Origin of the sequence: Citrobacter sp. Cf136 (assembly GCF_030333815.1) — a bacterium.
Classification (GTDB): domain Bacteria; phylum Pseudomonadota; class Gammaproteobacteria; order Enterobacterales; family Enterobacteriaceae; genus Citrobacter; species Citrobacter freundii.
On the sequence record NZ_JAOWFE010000030.1, the window covers coordinates 37,676 to 63,881 of the forward strand.

At 55.1% G+C, this 26,206-nt stretch carries 22 protein-coding genes; 9 read left to right on the forward strand and 13 right to left on the reverse strand.

The window, feature by feature from the left end; translation table 11 throughout:
• Nucleotides 1–11: 11 nt before the first annotated feature.
• The 3 genes from qseG to glnB are packed head-to-tail and all read left to right on the forward strand — an operon-like array spanning nt 12 to nt 2,488.
• Entirely contained in the window at nt 12–755 is a 744-nt protein-coding gene (gene qseG / locus OGV98_RS03610) for a two-component system QseEF-associated lipoprotein QseG (RefSeq protein ID WP_044714650.1), read from the forward strand.
• A complete protein-coding gene (glrR, locus tag OGV98_RS03615; RefSeq protein WP_304502307.1) occupies nt 755–2,089 on the forward strand; it encodes a two-component system response regulator GlrR in 1,335 nt (444 codons plus the stop codon). Before qseG ends, glrR begins: the two co-directional genes overlap by 1 nt.
• Nucleotides 2,090–2,149: 60 nt before the next feature.
• Nucleotides 2,150–2,488 carry a nitrogen regulatory protein P-II gene (gene glnB / locus OGV98_RS03620; protein ID WP_002914032.1) on the forward strand — a complete coding sequence of 113 codons (339 nt, stop codon included), beginning with the start codon at nt 2,150–2,152 and terminating at the stop codon, nt 2,486–2,488.
• A gap of 101 nt (nt 2,489–2,589) precedes the next feature.
• Here the strand turns inward: glnB and hmpA are convergent, their stop codons facing one another.
• Entirely contained in the window at nt 2,590–3,780 is a 1,191-nt protein-coding gene (gene hmpA / locus OGV98_RS03625; protein WP_003037624.1) for an NO-inducible flavohemoprotein, read from the reverse strand.
• Between the two features lie 326 nt (nt 3,781–4,106).
• On the opposite strand from hmpA, the gene glyA reads away from it, so the two are divergent.
• Nucleotides 4,107–5,360 (forward strand): serine hydroxymethyltransferase, encoded by a 1,254-nt coding sequence (gene glyA / locus OGV98_RS03630; RefSeq protein WP_003037627.1) that lies wholly within the window; start codon nt 4,107–4,109, stop codon nt 5,358–5,360.
• A 92-nt stretch (nt 5,361–5,452) separates the two neighbouring features.
• On the opposite strand, the gene hcaD is transcribed toward glyA, so the two are convergent.
• Genes hcaD through hcaE form a run of 5 tightly spaced genes read right to left on the reverse strand, consistent with a single transcriptional unit; the run spans nt 5,453 to nt 9,670 of the window.
• Nucleotides 5,453–6,655, reverse strand: a complete 1,203-nt coding sequence (gene hcaD, locus OGV98_RS03635; RefSeq protein ID WP_202581073.1) for a phenylpropionate dioxygenase ferredoxin reductase subunit — start codon at nt 6,653–6,655, stop codon at nt 5,453–5,455.
• 9 nt (nt 6,656–6,664) lie between these two features.
• Nucleotides 6,665–7,477, reverse strand: a complete 813-nt coding sequence (hcaB, locus tag OGV98_RS03640) for a 3-phenylpropionate-dihydrodiol/cinnamic acid-dihydrodiol dehydrogenase (protein ID WP_003838406.1) — start codon at nt 7,475–7,477, stop codon at nt 6,665–6,667.
• Nucleotides 7,474–7,794, reverse strand: coding sequence for a 3-phenylpropionate/cinnamic acid dioxygenase ferredoxin subunit (gene hcaC / locus OGV98_RS03645; protein WP_003838408.1), 321 nt, complete (start codon nt 7,792–7,794; stop codon nt 7,474–7,476). The genes hcaB and hcaC overlap by 4 nt, the downstream gene beginning before the upstream one ends.
• Nucleotides 7,794–8,312, reverse strand: a complete 519-nt coding sequence (hcaF, locus tag OGV98_RS03650) for a 3-phenylpropionate/cinnamic acid dioxygenase subunit beta (protein ID WP_003847085.1) — start codon at nt 8,310–8,312, stop codon at nt 7,794–7,796. Before hcaF ends, hcaC begins: the two co-directional genes overlap by 1 nt.
• Complete coding sequence (gene hcaE, locus OGV98_RS03655; RefSeq protein WP_003847087.1) at nt 8,309–9,670, reverse strand: 3-phenylpropionate/cinnamic acid dioxygenase subunit alpha; 1,362 nt, start codon at nt 9,668–9,670, stop codon at nt 8,309–8,311. The genes hcaF and hcaE overlap by 4 nt, the downstream gene beginning before the upstream one ends.
• Nucleotides 9,671–9,805: 135 nt before the next feature.
• On the opposite strand from hcaE, the gene hcaR reads away from it, so the two are divergent.
• Nucleotides 9,806–10,699, forward strand: a complete 894-nt coding sequence (gene hcaR / locus OGV98_RS03660; RefSeq protein ID WP_044701979.1) for a DNA-binding transcriptional regulator HcaR — start codon at nt 9,806–9,808, stop codon at nt 10,697–10,699.
• Between the two features lie 3 nt (nt 10,700–10,702).
• Here the strand turns inward: hcaR and OGV98_RS03665 are convergent, their stop codons facing one another.
• Nucleotides 10,703–11,896, reverse strand: coding sequence for an ROK family transcriptional regulator (locus OGV98_RS03665; protein WP_044701981.1), 1,194 nt, complete (start codon nt 11,894–11,896; stop codon nt 10,703–10,705).
• Nucleotides 11,897–12,010: 114 nt separating this feature from the next.
• Here OGV98_RS03665 and OGV98_RS03670 point away from each other — a divergent pair, with 114 nt between their 5' ends.
• The 4 genes from OGV98_RS03670 (at nt 12,011) to OGV98_RS03685 (ending at nt 18,869) form a co-directional block, all read left to right on the forward strand.
• Nucleotides 12,011–15,277, forward strand: a complete 3,267-nt coding sequence (locus OGV98_RS03670; RefSeq protein WP_202581074.1) for a DUF5107 domain-containing protein — start codon at nt 12,011–12,013, stop codon at nt 15,275–15,277.
• Between the two features lie 73 nt (nt 15,278–15,350).
• Nucleotides 15,351–16,790, forward strand: coding sequence for a sugar porter family MFS transporter (locus OGV98_RS03675; RefSeq protein ID WP_286551034.1), 1,440 nt, complete (start codon nt 15,351–15,353; stop codon nt 16,788–16,790).
• Nucleotides 16,790–17,632, forward strand: a complete 843-nt coding sequence (locus tag OGV98_RS03680; RefSeq protein ID WP_057101991.1) for an aldose 1-epimerase — start codon at nt 16,790–16,792, stop codon at nt 17,630–17,632. Before OGV98_RS03675 ends, OGV98_RS03680 begins: the two co-directional genes overlap by 1 nt.
• Before the next feature lie 88 nt (nt 17,633–17,720).
• On the forward strand, nt 17,721–18,869 hold the full coding sequence (locus tag OGV98_RS03685) for a 3-phenylpropionate MFS transporter (RefSeq protein WP_003037650.1): 1,149 nt from the start codon (nt 17,721–17,723) through the stop codon (nt 18,867–18,869).
• Here OGV98_RS03685 and csiE read toward each other — a convergent pair.
• From csiE to OGV98_RS03715, 6 genes are all read right to left on the reverse strand, one after another.
• Nucleotides 18,864–20,141, reverse strand: coding sequence for a stationary phase inducible protein CsiE (gene csiE / locus OGV98_RS03690; protein WP_003037652.1), 1,278 nt, complete (start codon nt 20,139–20,141; stop codon nt 18,864–18,866). The two genes, OGV98_RS03685 and csiE, sit on opposite strands and share 6 nt — an antisense overlap.
• Before the next feature lie 324 nt (nt 20,142–20,465).
• Entirely contained in the window at nt 20,466–21,065 is a 600-nt protein-coding gene (locus OGV98_RS03695) for a KpsF/GutQ family sugar-phosphate isomerase (protein ID WP_032949792.1), read from the reverse strand.
• Nucleotides 21,062–22,699 carry an FGGY-family carbohydrate kinase gene (locus OGV98_RS03700; protein WP_032937903.1) on the reverse strand — a complete coding sequence of 546 codons (1,638 nt, stop codon included), beginning with the start codon at nt 22,697–22,699 and terminating at the stop codon, nt 21,062–21,064. Before OGV98_RS03700 ends, OGV98_RS03695 begins: the two co-directional genes overlap by 4 nt.
• A gap of 17 nt (nt 22,700–22,716) precedes the next feature.
• Nucleotides 22,717–23,670, reverse strand: coding sequence for an ABC transporter permease (locus tag OGV98_RS03705; RefSeq protein ID WP_044714636.1), 954 nt, complete (start codon nt 23,668–23,670; stop codon nt 22,717–22,719).
• A gap of 1 nt (nt 23,671) precedes the next feature.
• Nucleotides 23,672–24,661, reverse strand: coding sequence for an ABC transporter permease (locus OGV98_RS03710; protein ID WP_003037661.1), 990 nt, complete (start codon nt 24,659–24,661; stop codon nt 23,672–23,674).
• Nucleotides 24,654–26,162: a sugar ABC transporter ATP-binding protein gene (locus tag OGV98_RS03715; RefSeq protein ID WP_044714634.1), complete on the reverse strand. Its 1,509-nt coding sequence runs from the start codon at nt 26,160–26,162 to the stop codon at nt 24,654–24,656. Before OGV98_RS03715 ends, OGV98_RS03710 begins: the two co-directional genes overlap by 8 nt.
• Between the last annotated feature and the right edge of the window lie 44 nt (nt 26,163–26,206).

A 26,206-nucleotide genomic window follows, 5' to 3' on the forward strand; every position in this document is an offset into this window, starting at 1 on the left:
GTCTGGTGAGTATGCCATACGTTGTTGCCCGAATGCTTAAACGACATTTTCTTCATCGCGTCATCCTCGCAAGCCTGCCGTGCCTGGCACTGGTTGGTTGCGTCCCGAACGCGGTGAATCACATTATCGGCGATCCTTCGCAGGAGAAAATTCCGCCTAATCAACTGGCGGACTACCTTGCAACCGACTGTACGGATATCTGGTCGCTGTCTGGCCAGTCCACAGAAACCAACCCGCTGTACTGGCTGCGGGCGATGGACTGTGCCGATCGCATGATGCCGGTACAGGCGCGCAGTGAAGCCAGTGCTCAGCTCACGGATACCTGGCAGGGCGCTTTCAAACGCGGGATCCTGCTTGATAACGCCCGCATTACCCCGCCTGAACGGCGAGAGGCAGTTACGCGTCTCGACGCGTTAAGCCCACAAATTCCAAGTCAGGTTCGACCGCTTTATCAGGCCTGGTTCCGTAATCAAATGTTGCAGTTACAGCTTGCCGAAGAGCGCCTGCGCTACAGTAAGCTCCAGCAGTCGTCAGACAGCGATCTCGATACGCTGCGTCAACAGCAACAACATTTGCAGTCCCAGCTCGATCTCACGACCCGCAAGCTGGAGAATCTGACCGATATTGAGCGCCAGCTTTCAACGCGCAAACCCGCCGGTAACTACAATCCTGATGCGCCGCACGGGAACGATAAACTCACTACGCCTGATAACGAAGAAGGCGCAGCGCCGTCTGCCGATGAGGTTACGCCATGATAAGCCGTAAGCCCGCGCATCTGCTGTTGGTGGATGACGATCCGGGCCTGTTGAAATTGCTTGGAATGCGGCTGACCAGCGAAGGCTACAGCGTTGTGACCGCGGAAAGTGGGCAGGAAGGGTTACGGGTACTGAACCGTGAAAAAGTGGATCTGGTTATCAGCGATCTGCGCATGGATGAAATGGACGGCATGCAGCTGTTTACTGAAATCCAGAAAGTGCAGCCGGGCATGCCGGTGATTATCCTGACCGCTCACGGCTCCATCCCGGACGCCGTTGCGGCGACCCAGCAAGGGGTGTTCAGTTTTCTCACTAAGCCAGTCGACAAGGATGCGTTATATCACGCGATTGACGGGGCGCTGGAACAGTCTGCGCCTGCTACTGATGACAGTTGGCGTGAGTCCATAGTCACCCGCAGCCCGCTGATGCTACGTCTGCTGGAACAGGCGCGAATGGTGGCGCAATCGGATGTTAGTGTCTTGATCAACGGCCAAAGCGGAACCGGGAAAGAAGTTTTCGCCCAGGCTATTCACAACGCCAGCCCGCGCAGCCACAAGCCCTTTATTGCCATTAACTGTGGCGCGTTGCCGGAACAACTGCTGGAGTCTGAACTGTTTGGTCATGCGCGTGGCGCTTTTACCGGCGCGGTGAGTAATCGTGAAGGGCTGTTTCAGGCCGCGGAAGGCGGCACGCTGTTTCTCGATGAGATTGGCGATATGCCTGCGCCGTTACAGGTGAAACTGCTGCGCGTATTGCAGGAACGAAAAGTCAGACCGTTGGGCAGTAACCGCGATATCGACATTGATGTGCGGATCGTTTCTGCGACCCACCGCGATTTACCCAAAGCGATGGCTCGGGGAGAATTTCGCGAGGATTTGTACTATCGCCTCAACGTGGTGAGTCTGAAGATCCCTGCTCTGGCCGAGCGTACGGAAGATATTCCGCTGCTGGCGAACCATCTGCTGCGCCAATCTGCTGAACGGCACAAACCGTTCGTACGCGCCTTTTCAACCGATGCCATGAAGCGGTTAATGACCGCCAGCTGGCCGGGCAACGTGCGTCAGCTGGTAAACGTAATTGAGCAGTGCGTGGCGTTGACCTCTTCGCCAGTGATCAGCGACGCGCTGGTGGAGCAGGCGCTGGAAGGGGAAAACACCGCGCTGCCGACATTTGTTGAGGCGCGTAACCAGTTTGAGCTCAACTATCTGCGTAAGCTGCTGCAAATCACCAAGGGCAATGTGACTCACGCGGCAAGAATGGCGGGGCGCAATCGCACCGAATTCTATAAGTTGCTTTCTCGACACGAGCTGGATGCAAACGATTTCAAAGAATAAATCTGCGGATTATGTTAGCTTTATTCGATCAAAAGACAGGCGACCTTTTCAAGGAATAGCATGAAAAAGATTGATGCGATTATTAAACCCTTCAAGCTGGACGACGTCCGCGAAGCGCTGGCAGAAGTCGGTATCACCGGGATGACGGTAACGGAAGTGAAAGGCTTTGGCCGTCAGAAAGGCCATACCGAGCTGTACCGTGGCGCGGAATATATGGTGGATTTTCTGCCGAAGGTAAAAATTGAAATTGTGGTTACCGACGACATCGTCGATACCTGCGTCGACACCATTATCCGTACTGCCCAGACCGGCAAGATCGGCGATGGTAAGATTTTTGTCTTCGACGTGGCTCGCGTTATTCGTATTCGTACCGGTGAAGAAGACGACGCGGCAATCTAAGCCGCGCCGTTAATTTGTCGGCCTGATAAGAGTAGCGCATCAGGCCGAGTGATTGCCGGATGGCGGCGTAAGCGCCTTATCCGGCCTACTCGCATAATACATTACAAGACTTTATGCGGACCGAAGCATTCGTAATGAATGTTCTCGTTTTTCACGCCCAGGCCGACCAGCTGCTTCGCGGCGAACTGCATGAAACCAACCGGACCGCACAGATAAAACTGCATCGCCGGATCGCTGATTGCGCTTTCCAGTTTGTTCAAATCCATCAGACCTACGCTATCAAACGCACCTTTCGCGCGATCGGCTTCGGTTGGCTCACGATACCAGGTGTGTGCACTAAAGCGTGGCAGCGTTTTGCCGAGTTCATTTACTTCATCAGCGAAGGCATGTACATCGCCATTTTCTGCCGCGTGGAACCAGTTAACCTGCGCCGTATGCTTCGCTTTCGCCAACGTGTCCAGCATCGCCAGCATTGGGGTTTGTCCCACGCCCGCGGAGATCAGAGATACCGGGGTGTCGGTCGCAACGTCCATAAAGAAATCGCCCGCAGGTGCGGCCAGGTGAACAACGTCGCCAACATTCGCATGGTTGTGCAGCCAGGTGGAAACCTGACCACCGTCTTCACGCTTAACGGCAATACGATAGCCTTTGCCATCAGGTTTACGGGTCAGTGAGTACTGACGAATTTCCTGATGCGGGAAACCTTCCGGCTTTAACCAGACGCCCAGGTATTGTCCCGGATGATATTCAGCTACTGCGCCACCATCGACAGGTTCAAACTCAAAGCTGGTGATCAGTGCACTGCGTGGGGTTTTTGCCACGATGCGGAAAGGACGGGTACCTTCCCAGCCGCCATTTTTATTGGCATTTTCGCTATAGATTTGCGCTTCACGGTTGATGAAAACGTTCGCCAGTACGCCATACGCTTTACCCCACGCATCCAGAACTTCCTGGCCAGGGCTGAACATCTCGTCCAGCGTTGCCAGCAAATGACCACCCACGATGTTGTACTGCTCTGGTTTAATCTGGAAACTGGTATGCTTTTGCGCGATTTTCTCAACCGCTGGCAACAGCGCCGCCAGGTTTTCGATATTGCTGGCATAGGCGGCAATCGCGTTAAACAGCGCCTCGCGCTGATCGCCATTACGCTGGTTACTCATGTTGAAAATTTCTTTCAGCTCTGGGTTATGCGTAAACATGCGATCATAGAAATGTGCGGTCAGCTTCGGACCTGTTTCAACCAGCAGGGGAATGGTGGCTTTCACTGTAGCGATGGTTTGTGCGTCAAGCATACGGTCTTCCTTTATCTGAGACTTTAATGATGTATGTCAAATACATCTTATAAAAAATACCCCTGCATTGTAAATGGTTCTTTGTAACTTTGCGTTGTAAAGGTTACATCGTGAAAAATCTGCATCACAAACCTGAAAAGAAATCCGTTGAAATTAAGCAGACCTTTGTTCTCCAAAGCCTTGCGTGCCGTGAAGGTAATCGTTTGCGTAAAATCCTTTGTCAAGACCTGTTATCGAAGAATGATTCGGTTATACTGTTGGCCGTCGTCCAACGGGACTGCCTTTTTAGGCCGAAATTCTATTGTTAGCTGAGTCAGGAGATGCGGATGTTAAAGCGTGAAATGAACATTGCCGATTATGATGCCGAACTGTGGCAGGCTATGGAGCAGGAAAAAGTACGTCAGGAAGAGCACATCGAACTGATCGCCTCCGAAAACTACACCAGCCCGCGTGTTATGCAGGCGCAGGGTTCTCAGCTGACCAACAAATATGCTGAAGGTTATCCGGGCAAGCGCTACTACGGCGGTTGCGAGTACGTTGATATCGTTGAACAACTGGCTATCGATCGTGCGAAAGAGCTGTTTGGCGCTGACTACGCTAACGTACAGCCGCACTCTGGTTCTCAGGCTAACTTCGCTGTTTACACCGCTCTGCTGCAACCGGGCGATACCGTTCTGGGTATGAACCTGGCACAAGGCGGCCACCTGACTCACGGCTCCCCGGTTAACTTCTCCGGCAAACTGTACAACATCATCCCTTACGGTATTGATGAGTCCGGCAAAATTGACTACGAAGACATGGCGAAGCAGGCCAAAGAGCACAAACCGAAGATGATCATCGGTGGCTTCTCTGCTTACTCCGGCGTTGTTGACTGGGCAAAAATGCGTGAAATCGCTGACAGCATCGGTGCATACCTGTTCGTCGATATGGCGCACGTTGCGGGTCTGATTGCCGCTGGTGTTTATCCGAACCCGGTTCCACATGCACACGTTGTGACCACCACCACCCACAAAACCCTGGCGGGTCCACGCGGTGGCCTGATCCTGGCGAAAGGCGGTGACGAAGAGCTGTACAAAAAACTGAACTCTGCTGTGTTCCCAAGCGCGCAGGGCGGCCCGCTGATGCACGTGATCGCAGCGAAAGCCGTGGCGCTGAAAGAAGCGATGGAGCCTGAGTTCAAGGTTTACCAGCAGCAGGTTGCTAAAAACGCCAAAGCGATGGTGGAAGTGTTCCTGAACCGTGGCTACAAAGTGGTTTCTGGCGGGACTGAAAACCACCTGTTCCTGCTGGATCTGGTTGATAAAAACCTGACCGGTAAAGAAGCTGACGCTGCGCTGGGCCGCGCCAACATCACCGTCAACAAAAACAGCGTGCCGAACGATCCGAAGAGCCCGTTTGTGACTTCCGGTATCCGTATCGGTTCTCCGGCAATCACTCGCCGTGGCTTCAAAGAAGCGGAAGCGAAAGAGCTGGCTGGCTGGATGTGTGACGTGCTGGACAACATCAATGACGAAGCCGTAATCGAGCGCGTCAAAGGTAAAGTTCTGGATATCTGCGCACGCTTCCCTGTTTACGCGTAAGCCATACTGATTGCTGGATGGCGGTGTAAACACCTTATCCGGCCTACAGGTAACTCACATGTAGGCCGGATAAACGAAGTGCCATCCGGCAGTTATATTGACTTAAGCAAGATTGTTTCATCGACTAAAGCCGCCATTGGTGGCTTTTTCTTTGCCTGAATCCATTTTCTCAATAAACGTATTTCTCGGCCCTGATTCAACGTTACTGCGCCGACAATCACGCCATCCTGCAGGTTAAACCATATTGCTTTATGCGCATCTGAATTGCCGCGTATGAACCAGCTTTCTCCCTGCATTTCGCCAACAAATTGTAGGTTGTCATTAAATTGGTCGGTCCAGAACCAGCCAGGTGTCTTCTCCGGCAACGGCAGATTTAGCATTGCGGCGGCGGCAATTTGTGCCTGAAAATTGGCGTTTTCCCAGCTTTCCATGCGTACTAACGAACCGTCGGACTTGCGCGTTATCGCTACGTCACCGGCGGCGAAAATGTCCGGGTCGGCGGTGGTGCAGGCGCTACCAACGATAATGCCGTTCGCCGTCTCCAGCCCCGCTTCGCGGGCCAGCGCATCATTCGCCACGATACCGATGCCGTAAACCATCACATCGGCCAGCAGCGTCTCGCCGTTTTGCAGCATCAGCGAGAGACACTCTCCCGCTTCGGCGTGTTCAATGGCGCTGTTAAGTAACACCCGCACGCCCGCCTGCTGGTGGCGGGCAAGCAGGTAGTCGCGCACCGGAGCAGGCGCGTTACGGCCCATGACCGTTGGTGCCAGCTCCACCACTGTCACCTGACAGCCTCGTTGAGTCGCGCTGGCCGCCAGTTCCAGACCAATGGTGCCCGCACCGACAATGACAATCGACTTACCCGGCAACAAAGTGTCGCGCAGGCGCTCGGCATCAGCGGCATGACGCAGAGTAAAGCATCGATCGCCCAGCTTATCTAACAGCGGAAGGGGGCGTGCCGCAGCGCCCGTCGCAATCAGTAGCCGATCCCACGGATAACTCTGCCCATCAGCCAGCACCAACTGATGCGTTTGGCGGCCGAGCGTCTGTACAGTAACACCCAGATGCAGCTGTACGTTGTGTTCCCGCCACCAGCCAGCGGGGAGTATCGGCTGAAGTTGCGGATTGTCGTCCAGCAGCATCGCTTTGGAGAGCGGTGGGCGTTCATAGGGCAGATGCTGCTCATCGGAAAACAGGTGTAATTCGCCGTTAAATCCCTGCTGGCGCAGTGCGGCAGCAGCCATAGCAGCAGCCTGGCCGCCGCCGACGATAGCGATAGTTTTTTGGTTCATAACGCCTCCTCAGAGATCCAGTCCGGCGGCAACGTGACGAATACCGCGAATACCCAGACCGGCGTCGGCATTGATCATTACGCCACTTAATGTGCGGTTGTTGCGTTTTGACGCCAGCATCACATACGGACCGGTAAAATCCGCAGGCTCAGGGAAAAACTGTAGCGGCAAAATAGCGGCGATTTTTTCTGGCGTCAGCGACTGCATAATCGATGTATCGTTTTGTCCCAACGCTTGCGGGCCGCGTAGATCTGTCGCCATACCGCACGGACCGACACCGTTAACACGTACCTTTGGCGCCAGCTCGTAGGCCAACTGGCGAATCAGTCCGGTAGCCGCATGTTTAGAGGCGGTATACAGAGGGCCGCCGCCGCCGGGATACCATGACGCATTGGACAAGGTAAAGATGATGCTGCCTTCGCTGGCGATAAGTGCGGGGGCACAGGCTTTCGCCCCCAGCAGATAACCCAGCACGTTGACGTTAAACAGCTCATGAAAGCCGCTCTCCAGTACGTCTGCAGGCGTATTGACCAGCGAGGCGTTGTGATCCCATATGCCCGCATTACCGATAAAACAGTCCAGCTTGCCAAACGCTGTGAGGATTTGATCCACCGCGCGCTGATAGTCGGCGTAGCAGGTGACGTTGCCTTCGATTGCCAGTACATGTTCGCCAAAGCGCTGACGCAGACTGGCAACTTTAGCTGGCGACAGTTCCAGCGTGGCGACCTGCGCACCTTCTTCGATGAAACGCTCGACCAGCGCCAGACCAAGGCCGGAGCCGCCGCCAGTGATAAAGACCACGTTATCGCGTAAATCGCTCATCTGGCGTCCTCCGGAATATCAACAAACACATCGCTACCGTCCACATATACTGCGTAGGTGGTTAGCGGATCGGTGGCGGGTAAACACAACGCCTTGCCGGTTTTCAGGCAGAAGCTGGCGGCATGCAGTGGGCATTCCACCGTAGCGTCTTCTTCCAGATAACCTTCCGACATCGAGGCGTTACCGTGGCTACAGCGATCGTTAATGGCATAGAACTCGCCGCCAACATTGAACAGCGCGATGACGGGCGAGGTATCAAGCCGGAGCGCTTCACCCTCCGGCAAATCCCCTACAGGGCAGGCAAATACACGGCTCATCAGAACAGTACACTCAGGTTATGGGAGGTGATCACCGCTTGATCCAGCACGATCTCACGCGCCAGTAAGCGCCACTCATCGCCGGGCAAATGACGGACTTTGTCCACGCGCGTGCCGACGTAAAAGGTTTCATCGCGCTCTTTTTGCGCGCGATACAGCAGATAGTTGAGGCGCACGGCGAACACGTCGGGCACGTCGGTTTCGCTGATTTGTAAGTTACTAATCAGATGACGGGTACGCGACGGCGGTTCTTCCGCCCAGGCCATGCCGGTTTCCAGCCGCGCGATGCGGCGCTCAAGCTGGTCTTTGTTGTCGTTGAAAATCCAGGTGGTCGGCGGCTGCACGCCTTTGCGACGGTCGCGCGTCTGGGCGTTCACCGTGGTACGCATGGTGTAGCGAATGTCGTCATCCAGTTGCGCCAGCCAGTCGCGAAACTGCCAGTCGTCGAGCATACGCGCTTCTTCATACAGAAACTGGCTGATGCGATGATGCAGTTCGAGAGAAACTAAAGTGCTCATTTCATCACCTCCTGCTGGTAGGCGGCGGTTTTCTCGTGCACTTCCTGCCAGCTTTCGCTGCTGAGCAAATCGGCCCAGCGTTGGTACATGCCACGCGCGGCGGTTTCCGAAAAGATGTAGTTGGTGATCCCCGGAATGCCGTCTTCACGACGTTTCTCCTGGCCAAGCCCCATTTCCAGACACAATTTCGTGTTGCGTGCGCGATGACCTTTCAGCAGTTTTTGAATTTCACACCAGTTTTCCGAGTCGTCCTGCTCCAGGAACCCGGCGGGGCCAAAAGCCCGCGTGGCGCTGTTTTCAAACGCGGCTTTCACTTCATCAGAGGCGGCTTTATCGGTAATACAGAACGCCCACACCTCAACCTGGTCCGGCCCACGCGGGTGCCAGACGCGCAGCGTGGCGGTACCGTTGAGCCAGGAAAGCGTGGGGAAAATGTTGTTGTGACCGGCCAGACGCAGGGCGCGAACCTTGCCCAAGCGTTGTTCGGCTTCCGCGTAGGTGTCGCGGTAGTAGCTGGAGACCTCACCATCGACCCAGACGTTGGCATCAGGATTCTCAGTAAAGAAAAATCCGCTGCCGTGCCCGTCCTGACCGAACTGTAGCGCGTCTTTGGCGGTTTCCCACACCGGGCGGGCGGTCTGACCATCGCCGAGGCGCTTATCGCTACCGTCGTCTTTCGCTCCCAGCACCTGCACCGCAGAGGCATGGCTGAACAGTGCGTGATACTGGTCGCTGGCAAACTGTTCGGCAGGGAATTTCCAGTTACAATCGATGGTCCACTTCTGGACGCCACCGACGATTTCGGTGCCGCCTTCACGACGATCGAGTACGCCGTCGAGATACCAGGCGATGTCGCCGAGATAATCGCCAAGCGCAGGCGCGGAGGTATCCCAGTTACCGAAAATCAGTCCCTTGTAGCTCTCTACGCCAGGCACTTCGTTCAGCCCCCAGTGGGATTTGCATAAACCTTGCGGATAAGCGCGCGGCTCCAGCGGCACGTCGATCAGCTCGCCGTTAATTCCGTAAGACCAGCCGTGATACGGGCAGGTGAAGGCGCGGGTATTGCCGCAGTCGGCGTAGCTGACGCGCATCGCACGGTGGCGACACTGGTTGAGAAACGCTTTGATGCTGCCGTCTTTCTGGCGAACCACCACCACCGCATCCTCGCCCATGTAGGTGTTAAAAAAATCACCGGGTTTAGGGATTTGGCTTTCGTGGGCGAGAAATAGCCAGCAGCGTCCGAAGATGCGTTCCAGCTCCAGTTGGTAAATTTCAGGGTCGGTATAAATTCGTGGGGTTACGCGACCGTTTTGCGTGTCGATCAGTTGGTAGATGTCTAAATTTGAGGGTGTGGTCATATTTTTTAATCCTGAAAGCTAAGATGTATTGACCTTCTTTTTTTGTACCCTAAGGATGTTGCTGGTTAGTTATCAATCTGTGAAATAGTAAATTTCTACCAGTTGAGACATTTTTTCGATAACAAGGAGCAGGGCATGGAACTGAGGCACTTACGCTATTTCGTAGCAGTGGCGCAGGCGCTGAATTTCACCCGAGCGGCAGAAAAGCTGCATACCTCTCAGCCGTCGTTAAGCAGCCAGATCCGCGATCTTGAAACCTGCGTGGGCGTTCCGTTGCTGGTGCGGGATAAACGAAAAGTTGCGCTGACGGCGGCCGGTGAGTGCTTTTTACAGGATGCGCTGGCGATCCTCGAACAGGCGGAAAACGCCAAAGTTCGTGCCCGTAGAACGGTGCAGGAAGATAATCATTTCTCCATTGGCTTTGTCCCTTCCGCAGAGGTCAATCTGTTGCCGAAGGTGCTGCCTTTGTTTCGTTTAAAACAACCGGATACGCACATTGAACTGGTGAGTCTGATCACCACCGAGCAGGAAGAGAAGATCCTCAGCGGAGAGCTGGACGTTGGCTTAATGCGCCACCCGGTGTACAGCCCGGATCTCGATTATCTGGAGCTGATTCATGAGCCGTTGGTAGTTGTGTTACCGGTGAATCATCCGTTAGCTAATGAGCAGGCAATCTCCGCAGAACAACTACACGGCGTGAATTTTGTCAGCACCGATCCGGCCTATTCCGGCGCGTTAGCGATGATTGTCAAAAACTGGTTTCAGCAGCAAAAAAGCCAGCCTAACATTGTGCAAGTGGCAACCAACATTCTGGTGACCATGAACCTGGTCGGCATGGGGTTGGGGGTGACTTTGATACCCGGTTATATGAATAATTTTAATACCGGACAGGTGGTTTTTCGGCCAATTATTGGTGATGTCCCAACCATCGCGTTGCTGATGGCGTGGAAAAAAGGATCTCTCAAACCGGCACTGACCGATTTTATCGCCACGGTACATGAACGTTTGGCCGTGAGTCTGACGGTGTAATGGTTACAACTCGCTGAGCTGTGACTCGACATACAGATAGCCAATTCCCATGAGTTGCTGGGCACGATTGAGCTGGCCGAAGCTTATCTGAGTCGCTCTGGCGCGCGGGTTATCACCGTGATCAAACGGGTTAAACCCAGTTTGCTGCACCAAGGTATTGAGCCAGCTATCGCCAAAAGCACAGCTACGACCGTACAACCATATCTGATTAATATTCAGTATATTCAGAAAGTTATATAAACTAAGCCCAATGGCATTGGCGGCATGCTCGGCCCAGGCCTGAATACGAACATCACCGTTCTGCCAGGCAGTAATAAGCTGGTCGGTGGTGAGCGTTTCCGGATCGTAAAGGGACGTCGGCTGCGATTTCATCCACACGCGGGCCTGTTTTTTCAACGCGCTCAATGACGCCACCGTTTCCAGACAGCCATAGCGACCGCAGTCACAGGCAATTCCATCGGGATGAACGATGGTGTGTCCAATCTGGCCGCTGCCATACAGACTACCGCGCCAGATATTGTCGTTAATCACAAACGATGAGCCGATACCGTAATCAACGTTAATCACGCAAAAATCACCGTTAGCCGCTGGGTTTTGCCATTTTTCGGCCAGCGCCAGCATCACGCAGTCATTGTCCAGGCGGACCTGTACGCCGAGCATCTCTTCCAGCAGATATTTTATTTCCACCGGTGTTTTCCACGGGGCCTGGGGCATGGTTTTTGATGCGCCGGTGATCGGATCAACCTGGCCGTGAACGCCGAGCGCCAGATTAATCGTGACCTCGGGAAATTGTCGACGGTATTCCCGCCAGTGTGCAGCAAGGGCTGACAGCAGCGCTTTGGGGGTTTCCGGCTTAATGACCTCATGACGCCAGTCGCCGATGGCAACCAGCCGTGCGTCCGCCAGTTGGCTGGTGATACTGGTAGGGGTGACGTTGATACATAGCGTCCATGCGCCTTTTTCTGGCAAATGATAGCTGCCGCTGCTCAAACCGCGCTGGCTTAAGGTTTTTCGCGAATGACTAATTCTCCCCTCATCCATCAGCTCTTCGAGGATATTGCTGACCGCCGGGATCGACAGGCCGGTGAGCTGCGCCAGCTGTGACTTGCTGAGCTGCTTTTCCCGCCACAGATGCGACAAAAAGATCTGCTTATTCGCCTGACGAACCCTGGCGTTGTTGAACCCCGAACGCTGCATTCACTTAACTCCCTTAACTATATTGCGTGAGCATTGCGCATTTTAGCGCCACTTAACTGCCGCAGAATAGCATCAAGTTGAATTTTTACTTTTGCTTATTGAGTGGAGAGCGGCATGTACGGTTTAGTTAAAGTCTGGCAAGAAACGATCACCCTCCCAACGTGGACGGCGGGTGAAGAAGATGCCAACCCAATGTTTCTGGAAAAGCGGGTTTACCAGGGATCTTCTGGCGCGGTGTATCCGTATGGCGTGATTGATACGCTGACCGGCAAACGTGAAATGCGCGACTATCAGGCGGTGTGGATGGAGAATGACTTCATTCGCGTCATGCTGTTGCCGGAGTTAGGCGGGCGTATTCATCGAGCGTATGACAAAGTTCAGCAGCGCGATTTTGTCTACTACAACGAAGTGGTGAAGCCCGCTCTGGTTGGTTTGCTTGGGCCGTGGATCTCTGGTGGCATTGAATTTAACTGGCCGCAGCATCATCGCCCAACCACTTTTATGCCAGTCGATTTTACGCAGCAACAGGGTGAACACGGCGAATATACCGTATGGATGGGTGAGGTAGAACCTATGCGCGGTTTACAGGTGATGACCGGATTTACGCTGTATCCGGATCGCGCCCTGATCGAGATAACCGGGAAGGTGTTTAACGGTAACGCTACGCCGCGCCATTTTTTATGGTGGGCGAATCCAGCGGTGAAGGGCGGCGACGATCACCAGAGCGTGTTTCCGCCGGATGTGACCGCAGTATTTGACCACGGTAAGCGTGATGTTTCTGCGTTTCCTATCGCCACCGGTACATACTATAAAGTGGACTACTCGGCTGGCGTGGATATCTCGCGCTACAAAAACGTGCCGGTACCGACCTCCTACATGGCTGAAAAATCAGATTATGATTTTGTTGGCGCATGGCATCACGGTGAGCGAGGCGGTCTGCTACATGTGGCTGACCACCACGTTTCGCCAGGGAAAAAACAGTGGACCTGGGGCTATGGCGACTTTGGCGTTGCCTGGGATCGTAACCTTACCGATGACAACGGTCCTTATATTGAACTGATGACTGGGGTCTTTACCGACAACCAGCCGGATTTCACCTGGCTTGCGCCGTACGAAGAGAAAGTCTTTGTGCAAAACTTCCTGCCCTACAGCGAACTGGGCATGGTGCAAAACGCCAGTACGCAGTTGGCGCTTCGTCTGGTGCGTGAGCGTAGCCAGCTTTCTGTGGGCGTTTATGCGATTGCGCCGCTGCGCGACGTGCAGGTTACGCTTTCTGCCGATGGACAACCGTTCTATGAGCATACGCTGACCCTGGAGCCCGGACAAAGCTGGCTGGCTGATGTGTCTGACGATAACCATGCGCGGGTAACGATGACTGTCACTGGCGCCGATGGCACTACGCTTTTGCAGTACGAAGAGCACATCGCGCAAGAGTTACCACTGCCATCGGCGGCCGTCGCGCCAGCGCTGCCAGAAGCGCTTTCTAATACCGATGAACTCTATTTTATTGGTCAGCATCTGGAGCAGTACAACCATGCCAGCCGCTATGCCGAAGATTATTATCGCCGCGCGCTCGACGTTGATCCGCTGGACTACCGCAATAATGTGGCCCTGGGGACGCTGGCGCTAAACCGCGCGGACTGGGCGCTGGCGGCACAATGTGCCGGCAAGGCGCTGGAGCGGGCGCATAAGCTCAATAAAAATCCGCGTGATGGCGAGGCGAGTATGCTGCTGGCCGCCGCACAGGAACGTCAGGGCGATGATGACAGCGCGTGGGATAATTATTATAAGGCCAGTTGGAGCGGCAACTGCCGGGATGCGGCTTTCTGGTCGTTAGCGCGTCTGGCGATGAAGCGTCAGGACTACGCTGGCGCATTGGAAAAGGTGGAGCAGAGCCTGCGCTTTAACGGCAGTAATAACCTGGCGATGGGGCTGAAAGCGCTGGCGCTGGCAAAGCTTGATCGCAATGCGCAAGCGCTGGACTACATTCGCCAACAGCTGGTGGATTATCCGCTGAGCTATACCCTGCATTATGCACGCTGGGCAATCTGCCAGGACGAAGCGACAGCGCTTGCGCTGATCTCGATTACCGGGCGTCGCGGGACCAACGCGTGTGAACTGGCAGGCTGGCTGACCTCTTTGGGGCAAAAGGATGCTGCCCGTGGCGTGCTGGAACTGCTCGACAGCCAGGAAACGCTGCCGATGCTGTGGCGCGCCTCGCTGAGCGATAATCCACAACCCTTCATTGAACGTGCTCGTGAGTGTCTGCAAAACCGCGTGCGTTTCCCCAATACGCTGGATGAAGTGCAGATGCTGCAAACTCTTGAGCAAAGCGCTTTTGCCCGCTATTTACTCGGCTGTTTCTGGTACAGCAAACGGCGTTATGCCGAGGCGGTTTCCTGCTGGCAGTTCACGCTTGCGCAGGAAGCGGATTTCGCTCCGGCGCATCGCTTACTGGGGATTTACGCCTGGAACAAACTGCACGATGCACAGCAGGCGAAACAGTATCTGTCGCAAGCCGTGGCGCTGGAGCCGCAAAATGCCCGCTTCCTGTTTGAACTCGACTATCTCAACAAGCTGATGGCACAACCGGCTGAACAGCGCCTGCAGCGGCTGGAAGCCAGTAAAGAGATTGTCTTCCTGCGTGATGATCTGACGGTGGAACTGCTCAGCTTGTGGAATGGGTTGGGGCGCTATGATGATGCCGCCGCAGTATTACGTGAGCGGGTGTTCCATCCATGGGAAGGCGGTGAAGGTAAAGCCACCGGGCAATATCTGCTTAATCAATTACATCGTGCGCTGGCTGCCGTGCAGTCCGGCGACCCGCAAACTGCTATTACGCAACTGCAACAGGCGCTGCACTATCCGCAAAACCTCGGAGAAGGCCGTTTGCCAGGGCAAACGGATAACGACATCTGGTATTTGCTGGGGTATTGCGCGCAGCTGCAAGGCCATTTCGAAGAATCTCAGCGCTACTTCTCCCGTGCGACGCGCGGCGGAAGCTCACTGGATGCCGGACGTTACTATAACGACCAGCCAGTGGACTATCTCTTCTGGCAGGGTATGGCGCAGAGAAAACTTGGCGATGATGCAGAGGCGGACGCTCTGTTCAATAGCTTCCTGCAATGGGTTGAGTCGCATCACGACAACGTGCCGGATGTCGATTTCTTTGCCGTATCGCTACCCGACCTGGTGGTGCTGGATACCTCAGCACAAGCAAAACACCAGCAACACTGCCTGTTTATCAATGCGCTCGGGCATCTGGGGCTAGGAAATAGCGCCGCCTGTCAGCGTGAACTTGATGAACTCCTGCAACTCAATCCGGCACATGACAAGGCATTACTGCTGCGTCACGCCATTAACGTAAGGCTTTTCCAGTAATACCCGAAACGGGTGGGGGATAACCTCACCCGAAACCTACTGTACCCTGCGTTTCCCTGAAAGAGGAATCATAATGAATAACGCGCAGACACATTTAAAGATTGGTTATGTCTGGACTATCTGCCTGGTTGCGGCCTGCGGAGGTTTACTGTTTGGCTATGACTGGGTGGTGATCGGCGGGGCAAAACCCTTCTATGAAGCATATTTCTCGATTACCGATCCGGCGCAATCCGGCTGGGCGATGAGTTCCGCGCTGGTTGGTTGTATCTTTGGCGCACTGATTTCCGGCTGGTGCGCCGATAAATTTGGCCGAAAAATGCCGCTGATTCTCTCAGCTATCCTGTTTAGCGCTTCTGCCTGGGGAACTGCCGTCGCCAGCAATTTCGACATGTTTATTGTCTATCGCATTGTGGGCGGCGTGGGGATTGGTCTGGCGTCTGCGCTAAGTCCGCTGTATATCGCCGAGGTCAGCCCCGCTGAAAAGCGAGGTCGCTTTGTTGCCGTTAACCAGCTCACCATCGTCATTGGCGTGCTGGCGGCGCAGCTTATCAACCTGATGATTGCCGAACCTGTTGCCACAGGCGCTACGCAGCAGGCAATTGTTGAAAGCTGGAACGGTCAGACAGGCTGGCGCTGGATGTTTGGTGCTGAATTAGTGCCTGCGGTAATTTTCCTGGTGCTGATGTTCTTTGTACCTGAATCGCCGCGCTGGCTGGTGAAAGCGGGCAAAGCCGATCGTGCGCGTGCCATGCTGCAGCGCATTGGTTCGGCGGAATATGCCGGGCAAACGCTGAAAGAGATTGAACATACGCTGCAAAAAGATAATCACAAGGTCGCGTGGTCAACGCTGTTACAACCGCAGATCAAACCGATCGTGATTATTGGCATGGTGCTGGCAGTGTTCCAGCAGTGGTGTGGGATCAACGTTATTTTCAACTATGCGCAGGAGATCTTCGCCTCTGCCGGATTCGACATCAACGGTACGTTAAAATCGATCGTGGCGACAGGGAGCATCAATCTGGTCTTTACCCTTGCCGCTCTGCCGTTAGTGGACAAAATTGGCCGTCGTAAACTGATGCTGTTCGGCGCGTCAGGATTGACGGTTATCTACGTACTGATTGCCGGGGCGTACGGGTTGGGCATTATGGGCTGGCCGGTTCTGGTTCTGGTGCTGGCGGCAATCGCGATTTATGCTCTGACGCTGGCGCCGGTGACCTGGGTGCTGCTATCAGAAATTTTTCCCAACCGCGTGCGCGGGCTGGCAATGTCGCTGGGGACGCTGGCGCTGTGGATTGCTTGTTTCCTGCTGACCTATACCTTCCCGCTGCTCAATGCGAGTCTGGGCGCGTCGGGAAGCTTCCTGCTGTACGGTGTGATTTGCGCGATGGGCTTCATCTATGTTCTGCGTAATGTACCGGAAACCAAAGGCGTGACGCTGGAAGCGCTGGAAGAACAGCTGGCGGCGCAGCATACAAAAGTCGGTGCATCAACCCAACCGCGAAGCGCCCGCTAATGGATGGTCTGCTGACGCTACAAAACGCACATCTGCGGATGTGCGTCGATCCGCAGGGCGGTTCTCTATTAAGCCTGGTTTCGTTACAACATCAACAGGCCATTTTACGCGAAGGTCATGGTCAGCGGCCTGGTGATTGCGGCCTGTTCCCGATGCTGCCGGTCGCGAATCGGGTGGCGGGAAATCGTTTTATGCTGCGCGGTGAAGAGGTGGTTTTACCTCAGCATGGCGCAGACGACACTTTCTTCCTGCACGGTGACGGCTGGCTGCAACGCTGGCAGATTATTACCGCTACCCAAAGCGGCTGTTTGCTGCAGTTGCGCAGTTGGCACCCCTGCGGCTACGACTATACGGCGCGGCTTTGTTATCAACTGGAAACCTCAAGCCTGCACGCCTCGTTGACGCTCACCCATTGCGGTGAGCAGCCAATGATTTACGGCTGTGGGTTCCATCCATTTTTCGCCTTTGATAAGCGCAGCACGGCGCAGTTCACCGCCGGCGGTTACTGGCCGGAGGGGGAACAGCATCTGCCGCTGGAATGGCAACGCGATATCCCTGCAGTGGCGGATTTCAAGCATGCGCAATACGGTGAGGATAGCTGGCTGAATGTCGGATATTCTGGCTGGAGCGGGCGGGCCGTTATTCAGCGAGATGTGATGAAAGTCACGATTTTAGCGCAAACTCCGTGGTTGATGCTGTTCAGAATGTCGGGTGAGGAGTTCCTGTGCCTGGAGCCGCAAACGCATCCGGTGAATGCCCACAACATGCAGGGGCAGCCGGGATTGCAGGTTTTAGCGCAGGGAGAACGCTGCCATTTTGCGATGCAAATTAGCGTCGAATAGGGCAAAAATCATGTTATCTGCCTGTTAATGCTCTCTTGCGCCAGCCTGCGTTTGTCGCCAGACTATCGCCTCCAAACGGGAGGGATTCATGGCTTTGCATTCCACGCGCTGGCTGGCGCTCGGTTATTTCACCTACTTCTTTAGCTACGGTATCTTTCTGCCTTTCTGGAGCGTCTGGCTCGAAGGGTTAGGGCTGACGCCGGAAACCATCGGCTTACTGCTGGGCGCGGGGCTGATTGCCCGTTTTCTCGGTAGCTTGCTGATTGCACCGCGTGTGAGCGATCCCTCTCGGCTGATCTCAGCGTTACGTATTCTGGCCTTGTTGACGTTGGTGTTTGCGCTGGCCTTCTGGGCGGGGACTAACGTGGCGTGGCTGATGGTGGTGATGGTCGGCTTTAACCTGTTTTTCTCACCGCTGGTGCCGCTGACCGACGCACTGGCCAACACCTGGCAAAAACAGATAACCATGGATTACGGTCGGGTGCGACTGTGGGGATCCGTGGCCTTTGTGATCGGCTCTGCGTTGACCGGCAAACTGGTGAGCCTGTTCGACTATCGGGTGATCCTGGTCCTGTTATCGCTTGGCGCCGCCTCAATGCTGCTGGGCATGATGATTCGCCCGAGCGTGCAACCAGCGGGTGAAAACCGTCAGCAGGAGAGCGCAGGATGGCCCGCCTGGCGCGCGCTAATAACCCAAAGCTGGCGTTTTCTGGCCTGCGTGAGTCTGCTGCAGGGCGCACATGCAGCTTATTACGGTTTCAGCGCCATTTACTGGCAGTCTGCCGGTTATTCCGCTTCGGCGGTGGGCTATTTATGGTCATTAGGCGTGGTGGCGGAAGTGATTATTTTTGCGCTAAGCCACAAGCTGTTTCGCCGCTTTAGCGCTCGCGATCTTCTGCTGCTTTCCGCCGTTTGCGGCGTGGCGCGTTGGGGTCTGATGGGCTGGAGCACAGAGCTGCCATGGCTGATTGTGGTGCAAATCCTGCATTGCGGAACGTTTACCGTCTGCCACCTGGCGGCGATGCGTTACATTGCTGCGCGACAGGGCAGTGAAGTGATTCGTCTGCAGGCGGTATATTCTGCGGTGGCGATGGGCGGCAGTATCGCCATCATGACCGTTTTCGCCGGCTATCTGTACCAGAACCTGGGCAGCGGCGTATTCTGGGTGATGGCGCTGGTGGCGCTACCAGCTATCGTTCTGCGCCCGAAAGTGGTGGCGCAGCCTGCGACGTTATGATTCAAGGATTTTGCGGATTTGCTGCTGCTGGTGAGACGTAAGCGCCAGATCCGCATGAATCAGCGGGGGAGAAAACAGCGGTAGCGGCGTGGTGTACGGTGTAATAATCAGCGTTACGCCACGCGGCGCTCCCTCTTTTTGAAAGTCCTGCATCGGCATGTGTTTTACGTTGAGCGGCAGCAGCGTCAGTTCGCGCAGCTGTTGTTCTATATGCGCTTCAAGTTGTTCGTTACTACCGGTCAGCAGGATAATCTGTTTTTCGTGCAAATCCTTCTCCTGCATCAGCCAGGCGCCGAAAATAACGGCGACCAGGCCGATCTCTTCTTCTGAAAACTGGACATCGTATTCCGCTTCAAAGCCGTGAATCGCCTCGCGGGTAGTTCGAACCAGCCGGGGATAAAGTCGGCTGAACTCCTCCGGTAGCGTGTTATCAATGCCGATGGCAAACACGCTGCGGTTCAGTGCCTGGGCCAGGTGGATATACAACTGGTCATTCAGCCCTTGCTCGTCGCTGAAGCGCACGTTGCCATACTCGCGAAAACGCAGCACCAGCCGCGCAATAGCAAGGCGCAGGCGGCGATCCTGCTGGTGATTATCGCGGATCGGGTCGGGGATGCGGATCATTGAGAATAACAACGCCATAAACAGCGATTCGCCCAGCGGCGCACTTTGCATGACGTGGCGCTGCCAGTGGCGGCCAATTTCCTCGGCGAGCGGATACTCAGCGCAGGATTGTGCCCACCGTTGCTGGAGTGGATTAAACTCCGGGGTGATCCCCGCGTGGTGCTGTAGCAGACAATATTGTAAATACAAGCGCAGGAACTGGATGTCACGACATTCAAACGGCTTCTGTAAGCGCCGGGAGCACAGATTGATGAGCGCATGCAGATTGGTGTCGTCATACAGCGTACGTGCGATACCTTGTTGTTTAAGAGCAATTTTTAAAGTGGGCGTGAAATGCTGAGCGATAAAAGTAGGGCAAATCCGCAGGCCACGACGCAGCCACTGCAACAGACACAGACGCTGATTTAGCGGGGTTCCTTCGATCGCATAGCCACCATTCTGCGCGGTGGCTATCGTGAGCCGGTGATAGCGCTGGATTTCGAGCCCTGCGCCAATAATATCTTCCTGAACCGTGGCATCATCGACACCATTGAGGCTGCTGAAGGTTTGTGTAGTCGCGATTTGCCCTGGCAGGAAAAGCGTCAGCAGAACCTGGCAACGGCGCTGGGGAGCGGAAAGTACAGATGGCGGAGCAAGCGTTGACATCATCTGTAGGGTCTCCCGTAAGTATGTTTGATAAGAATAGCTAAAGTTTGCTCATAGATTTGAGGAATGGAATGCTTTCCACCAGGAATGCTGGAGAGCGTCACAGAATTTTTAACGTGCGGAACAGATAGCGGGAGTGGAACGCAGCGCGTTAATCCGCTTTTTCACTGTTTTATCTTTTTGTTGAGATATAAAAAAATGCCAGAGGGGGGAATGCTGGCGGAGGGAGGTATGAACATGCTATCGCAGAGAAGTGAAAAACCTAAAGTGAACGTAGCAATACGACGGAGGCAACAGATTCATTACCTCCGTAACAGCTGTCTGGCGTTACTTCTCACGACTCAACGTTAATCCCACATCGCCGCCCGGATGTACCGCCAGCAGCGTTTCCTTTGAGTAGCCGCTTTCGCTCATCAGACAGGCACAGGCGGCGTCAAAGATAGCCAGCACCAGTAAAATAGAGGTGGTAGCCAACATGTTCAGCGGGTCGGCCTCTCGCTGAACGCCTGTGGAAATCACTAGCCTCGAGGCTTTAGCAATGGCCGAATCGGCGTTTTCAGTCACGCTCAGGATGGGCACATTCCTTGCAGCCAGTCCGGGCAGCAGCCGGGTGAGCTCGTCCGAATTACCCCCGCGTGACAGCATAATCACCAGGTCGTCGGCGCGTAAAAAACCGAGATCGCCATGCGCTGCATCCGTCGCGTTGAGGTAAATCGCTGGACGTTCCACGCAGGCAAGCATATGCGCGACTTTACGCGCTGCAATGCCAGAGGTACCGACGCCGGTGACGACGATTTTGCCCTGACAACCGCGCAGCTCCGCCATCAGCGACTGCCAGACAGGTTCAGTCAGATGCTGCCCCAGACCCGCCAGGGCATCGCTATAGAGCTGGAATACGCCGCTGGCCTGAGACCAGGAGTTACTCATGCGTCCTCCTGCATCAACTGGCGGTATTTCATATGATCCTGATACATCTCGTGGAATACCCGATATTTGCGATCGTAGTACTGCTTAATGCGATTAGTCTGCGGGGTAACCGTTTTACCAATCCGGCTCATCGCTGACATTGCTTCCGGGAAGGTATCGAACACGCCCGCGGCGATAGTTCCCATCATGGCGCCACCCAGCAGCATGGCTTCGCTCTCTTCAGGCAGCAGCATCGCACAGCCGGTGGCGTTGGCATGCTCCTGAACGAAGATCGGGTTTTTCGTCCCGCCGCCGCTGGCCATAATGGTATCGATGGTGTAGCCGCTTTGATTCATCGTTTCAATGATATGACGGGTTCCCAGCGCAATGGACTGGATGGTCGCGAGGTACTGTAACGCCATATCTTCCGGCGTGCGCGACAGCTTCAGTCCGGTGATAGCGCCTGTGAGCGTTGGGTTGGCGCGCGGTGAACGGTTGCCGTGGAAATAGGGCAGGATGTGCATATCGCGGGTTAAAAATGCGATATCTTCCGGCTCACCGGCCATTTTACGCAGCAGCGCATTCAGCACTTCATAAATGGTCTGCCCTTGAGATTTCGCCTGGGTCAACAAGGTTTCGTAACAAGGATGCGACTGAATAACGTGGTCGATTAACGCTCCGGTTGCCGACTGTCCACCTTCGTTAAGCCAGTATTCTGGCAGCACTGCTGAGTAGTAAGGACCCCAAACGCCGCCGATAAAACGCGGCTCTTTGGAAATCGCCATGTGTCCGGTAGAGGTGCCGCCAATCAGCGCGACGCGGCGGTCAAAATCCGCCACCTCGCCAGAGACACCGCTCGCGCCGAGCGTGCCGAGCGTACCGGCGTGGGCATCGATGATCGAGACGCTGACAGCGGTCCCCGGAATCAGCCCCATTTCGCTGGCGGCGCGCGGAGAAAGACCATGACCGAGCGGTTCGCCCATGGTTTTCACGTAGCGACCAATTTTGGCAGCATCATGTTCCAGCAAGTCTTCCAGCCCAATCTGGCGGAAATAGCTGTCATCCCATTTGTCTTCATGGCCCATATAGGTCCATTTACACACCGTCGAGCACAGTGAGCGCGTGTCATCGCCCGTTGCGCGCCAGGTCAGGAAATCGGGCAGGTCAAAGTAGTATCCCGCATTGGCCCAGGTGTTGGGCATATGTTGCTTCAACCACAGCAGTTTGGGCGTTTGCATTTCCGGGGAGATAATACCGCCAACGTAGTCCAGCACCCGATGATGCAGGGCGTTAATGCGCTCAGCCTGAGTAATGGCGCGGTGATCCATCCACACAATGATATTCTGTTCGCTGCGCCCGGACGGACTAATGGTCAGCGGTTTACCTTCTTTATCCAACACCACCAGTGAACAGGTCGCGTCAAAGCCCAGACCTTTCACCTGGATAGGGTTGATATCCGACTGGTTAATCGCATCGCGAACCGCGTTACACACTGCCTGCCAGATGTTATCGGAAGACTGCTCAACAAAATCGGCCTGCGGGCGGTAAATCTCGATGGCCCGACTGGCCTGGCCGACCATTCTGCCGTTGAGATCAAACACGCCAGCACGGGCGCTTCCGGTTCCGACATCCACACCAATAAAGTAACTTGCCATAATTTTTTCTCCTGAAATCAGGCTTTACGATTCTGTAATGCGATAAAGAGGATCAGCACCGCGCCCCACAGCGCCATCGTCAGATAGCTGCTGACCCCCAGCAAGTTAAGGCCGCTTTCCAGCATTTGCAGCACAATCAGCGCCAGGACCAGGCCGATAATGCGTCCGAAGCCGCCATCCGGATTGATGCCGCCGAGTACGGAGGCAAGGATGGTGACCAGCAGGTAGGACTCACCGTATCCGGCTTTTGCCGAGTTGAATTTCGCCATCATCAGAATGGCGGCGACCCAGCCGAGCAGGGCTGAAATCACGTACACGGAAATTTGTACCCGTACGGTATTCACACCACTGTAGCGGGTAGCCTGTTCATTGGAGCCGACGAGATAAAGACTGCGCCCCAGCGTGGTGTGCTCCAGCAGTACCCATAGCAGGATTGCCACCAGGAAAAAGAGCAACAGCGCCACCGGAATACCCGCAATCGTGGCGTTGCCAAGGTACTGAATGGCAATCGGGAAACCCGAAATCACCGTCCCGTTGGAGAGCAGAATATTCAGCCCGGAGATAAGTGTCATCGTGCCGAGGGTGGCGAGAATCGGTGAGACGCCGACCCAGGCAATCAGCGCGCCGTTGAGCGTACCGATAGCCACCGCCACGGCTGCACCTGCCAGCAGCGCCAGCACCAGAAACAGCGGGTTATCCGGATGGGTAACGATAATCGCTGCCATTACCAGCGAGCAGGCGTTCGCCCCGGCAATAATTGACAGGTTAATGCCGCCGGTCAGCATGGTCATACCCATCCCGAGGGCCAGCATACCGAGGATCGGTAACTGTGAGCCTATCGACTGGAAGTTAGCGACGCTAAAAAAACGGCTGCCGAGCAGGGCTGAGAAAACCAGGGCGACGACCACAATAATGACGCATTGCAGACGAATGATGGCATCACCGGGTAAAAATCTGGCGATTGTTTTCATCTCAAAGCTCCCTTGCCAGTTTGCGTTTTTCGTTCCAGGCCGTGGCACTGATGCTGACCAGGATAATGGCGCCGCTGAATACGGTGTGCCAGTAAGAGGAGACGCTGAGTAGCGTCAGACCATTTTGTAAGAAGGCGAGCAAGACAACGCCGAGCAGGGTTCCGGTCAACGTACCGCGCCCGCCGCTCATGCTGGTTCCGCCGAGTACGACCGCCGCCAGCACCGTCAGCTCAAAGCCGAGCAGCGAATTGGGTGCAACTGACTGGGTGATTTGCGCCTGAACCACGGCGGCAACACCTGCCAGAATGCCCATATAGCCATAGACGTAGAAATGCAGCTTCAGCAGATTCAGCCCCAGGCGTGAGGCCGCGTCGCGGTTGCCGCCCATGGCGTAAACCTGACGGCCAAGACGGGTATAGTTCATCAGCACTGCGGTAAAGACGATCACCGCCGCCAGGCACAGCAGAGGCAGGGTGAGGCCGTAGTCGTAGCCATCTGCCGCGGTGAAGGAGAACCAGTTAATGCCGTTCATAAACCAGTCAGGGAAACCGTACAGCCAGGTGCCTTTGGTGGCGTAAACCAGAAGGCCGTAGTAGACGTTCAGCGTGGCAATGGTAATGATGATTGCCGGAACGCGCAGCCAGTAGACCAGGAAGCCATTAATCAGCCCAAGCAGCAGGCCCACCGCAATCGCAATGGTTAACGCCAGAGCGAAGTTGCCGCCGTGGCCGATCACCCAACTGGCCATCGCATACTGGGCAATCGCGGTCATCGCCGGAAATGAGATATCGATCCCACCGGAAATCAGCACCACAAACAACCCGCAGGCGAGAATGCCGAGAATCGCGTAGCTGGTGGCCACATCTGTTAGATTGCCGAGCGAGAGGAACTCATCGGTGCTGACACTTAGCCCAACCGCCAGCGCCACGACCAGCAGGCCCAGCCAGAATTCATGTTGCCCGATTAAACGGGACAGATGCATCTTATTCATTGATTACCTCGACCACTTCAGCAATCTCCTCTTCACGGCAGTGATGAGGATTAAATTCCGCCACCAGTCTGCCGCGACGCATCACCAGCACGCGGTGGCTGTTGTAATATGCTTCCGGAATTTCATCGCAAATCATCAGCACCGCCATACCTTGTTCCGCCAAATCGCGGGCTATCTGGTAAATGCCCTCTTTGTTGGCGATATCCACGCCGACGGTAGGCGAGTCGAGGATCAGGATGCGGGGATTGGTCGCCACCCATTTGGCAATGGCGATACGCTGGGCATTGCCGCCGGAAAGGGTTTTGACCGGCAGGTGCGGATCGGACACTTTGATATTCAGTTCGCGGATTAAATCGGCGACCAGCTTTTGCGCTTTACTATGATCGAGCAAGCCGCTACCGGTGTGCAGTTGATCAAACACCGTGACGATGGTGTTGTCGTAAATCGACTGCTCCATGATCAGCCCCTGCGTCAGGCGATCTTCTGAGACGTAACCGATCCCGTGCTTAATGGCGTCGTGGTTATTACGAAGCGTGACCGGCTGACCGTTAATACGCATCTCGCCGCTTTCCGGCTGGGTCATGCCGAACAAACTGAGGCAAAGTTCGGTACGCCCGGCGCCCAACAGGCCGACAATCGAGACAATCTCGCCGCCATGTAGCGACAGATTAATGTTCTGGTATTTGCCTCTGCGGCTGAGGTTGCGCAGCTCCAGCAGGGGTTCTCGATCGTCGAATGATTTCTCCGGCAGCGGGCTGTAGTGGAAGCGTTGTCCGGTCATCAGGAAAGCCAGCTCGTGACTGTCCAGTTCGCTGGCAGGATATGTGCCCACCAGTTTGCCGTCGCGCATGACGCTGATACGGTCTGCCACTTCCATCACTTCATCCAGACGATGGCTGACAAACACCACGCAAATGCCGGCTGCTTTCAGTTCGTTAACCACCTTCAGCAGGCCATTGACCTCCTGGCGGGTTAGCGAGGCGGTGGGCTCGTCCATAATCACCAGACGCGCATCTGCGGCAATTGCCCGGCAAATAGCGACCAGCTGTCGGTCGGCAATCGAGAGTTTTTCTACTTTTTTATCGGGATCGATATTCACCCCGATACGTTTCATGGCTGCCAGCGCCTGCTGTTTCATAGCACCACGACGCACCCAGATATCACCACCCGGCAGATAGCGGTTGACCGCGATATTTTCTGCGACGCTAAAGTTGGGGAACAGCGACAGGTCCTGATAAATAACCTGAATGCCATAATGGGAAGAGAGCTGCGGCGTCAGGTGATGGAACAATTTTCCGTCGAGTAAAATCTGCGCGCCTTTTTCCGGGTGATAAACCCCGGAGATCACTTTAATAATGGTACTTTTACCACAGCCGTTTTGACCCGCCAGACAGTGAACTTCGCCTTTTCTCAGCGTCAGATTCACGTTATCCAGCGCCAGCACGCCCGGGAATTGTTTGCTGATATTCTCAAGAGTGATAAATGCGGTGGTGTCTGCCATGGACAATACCCCTGCGAGCGCCCTGACGGACGCTGAGTGTTAGT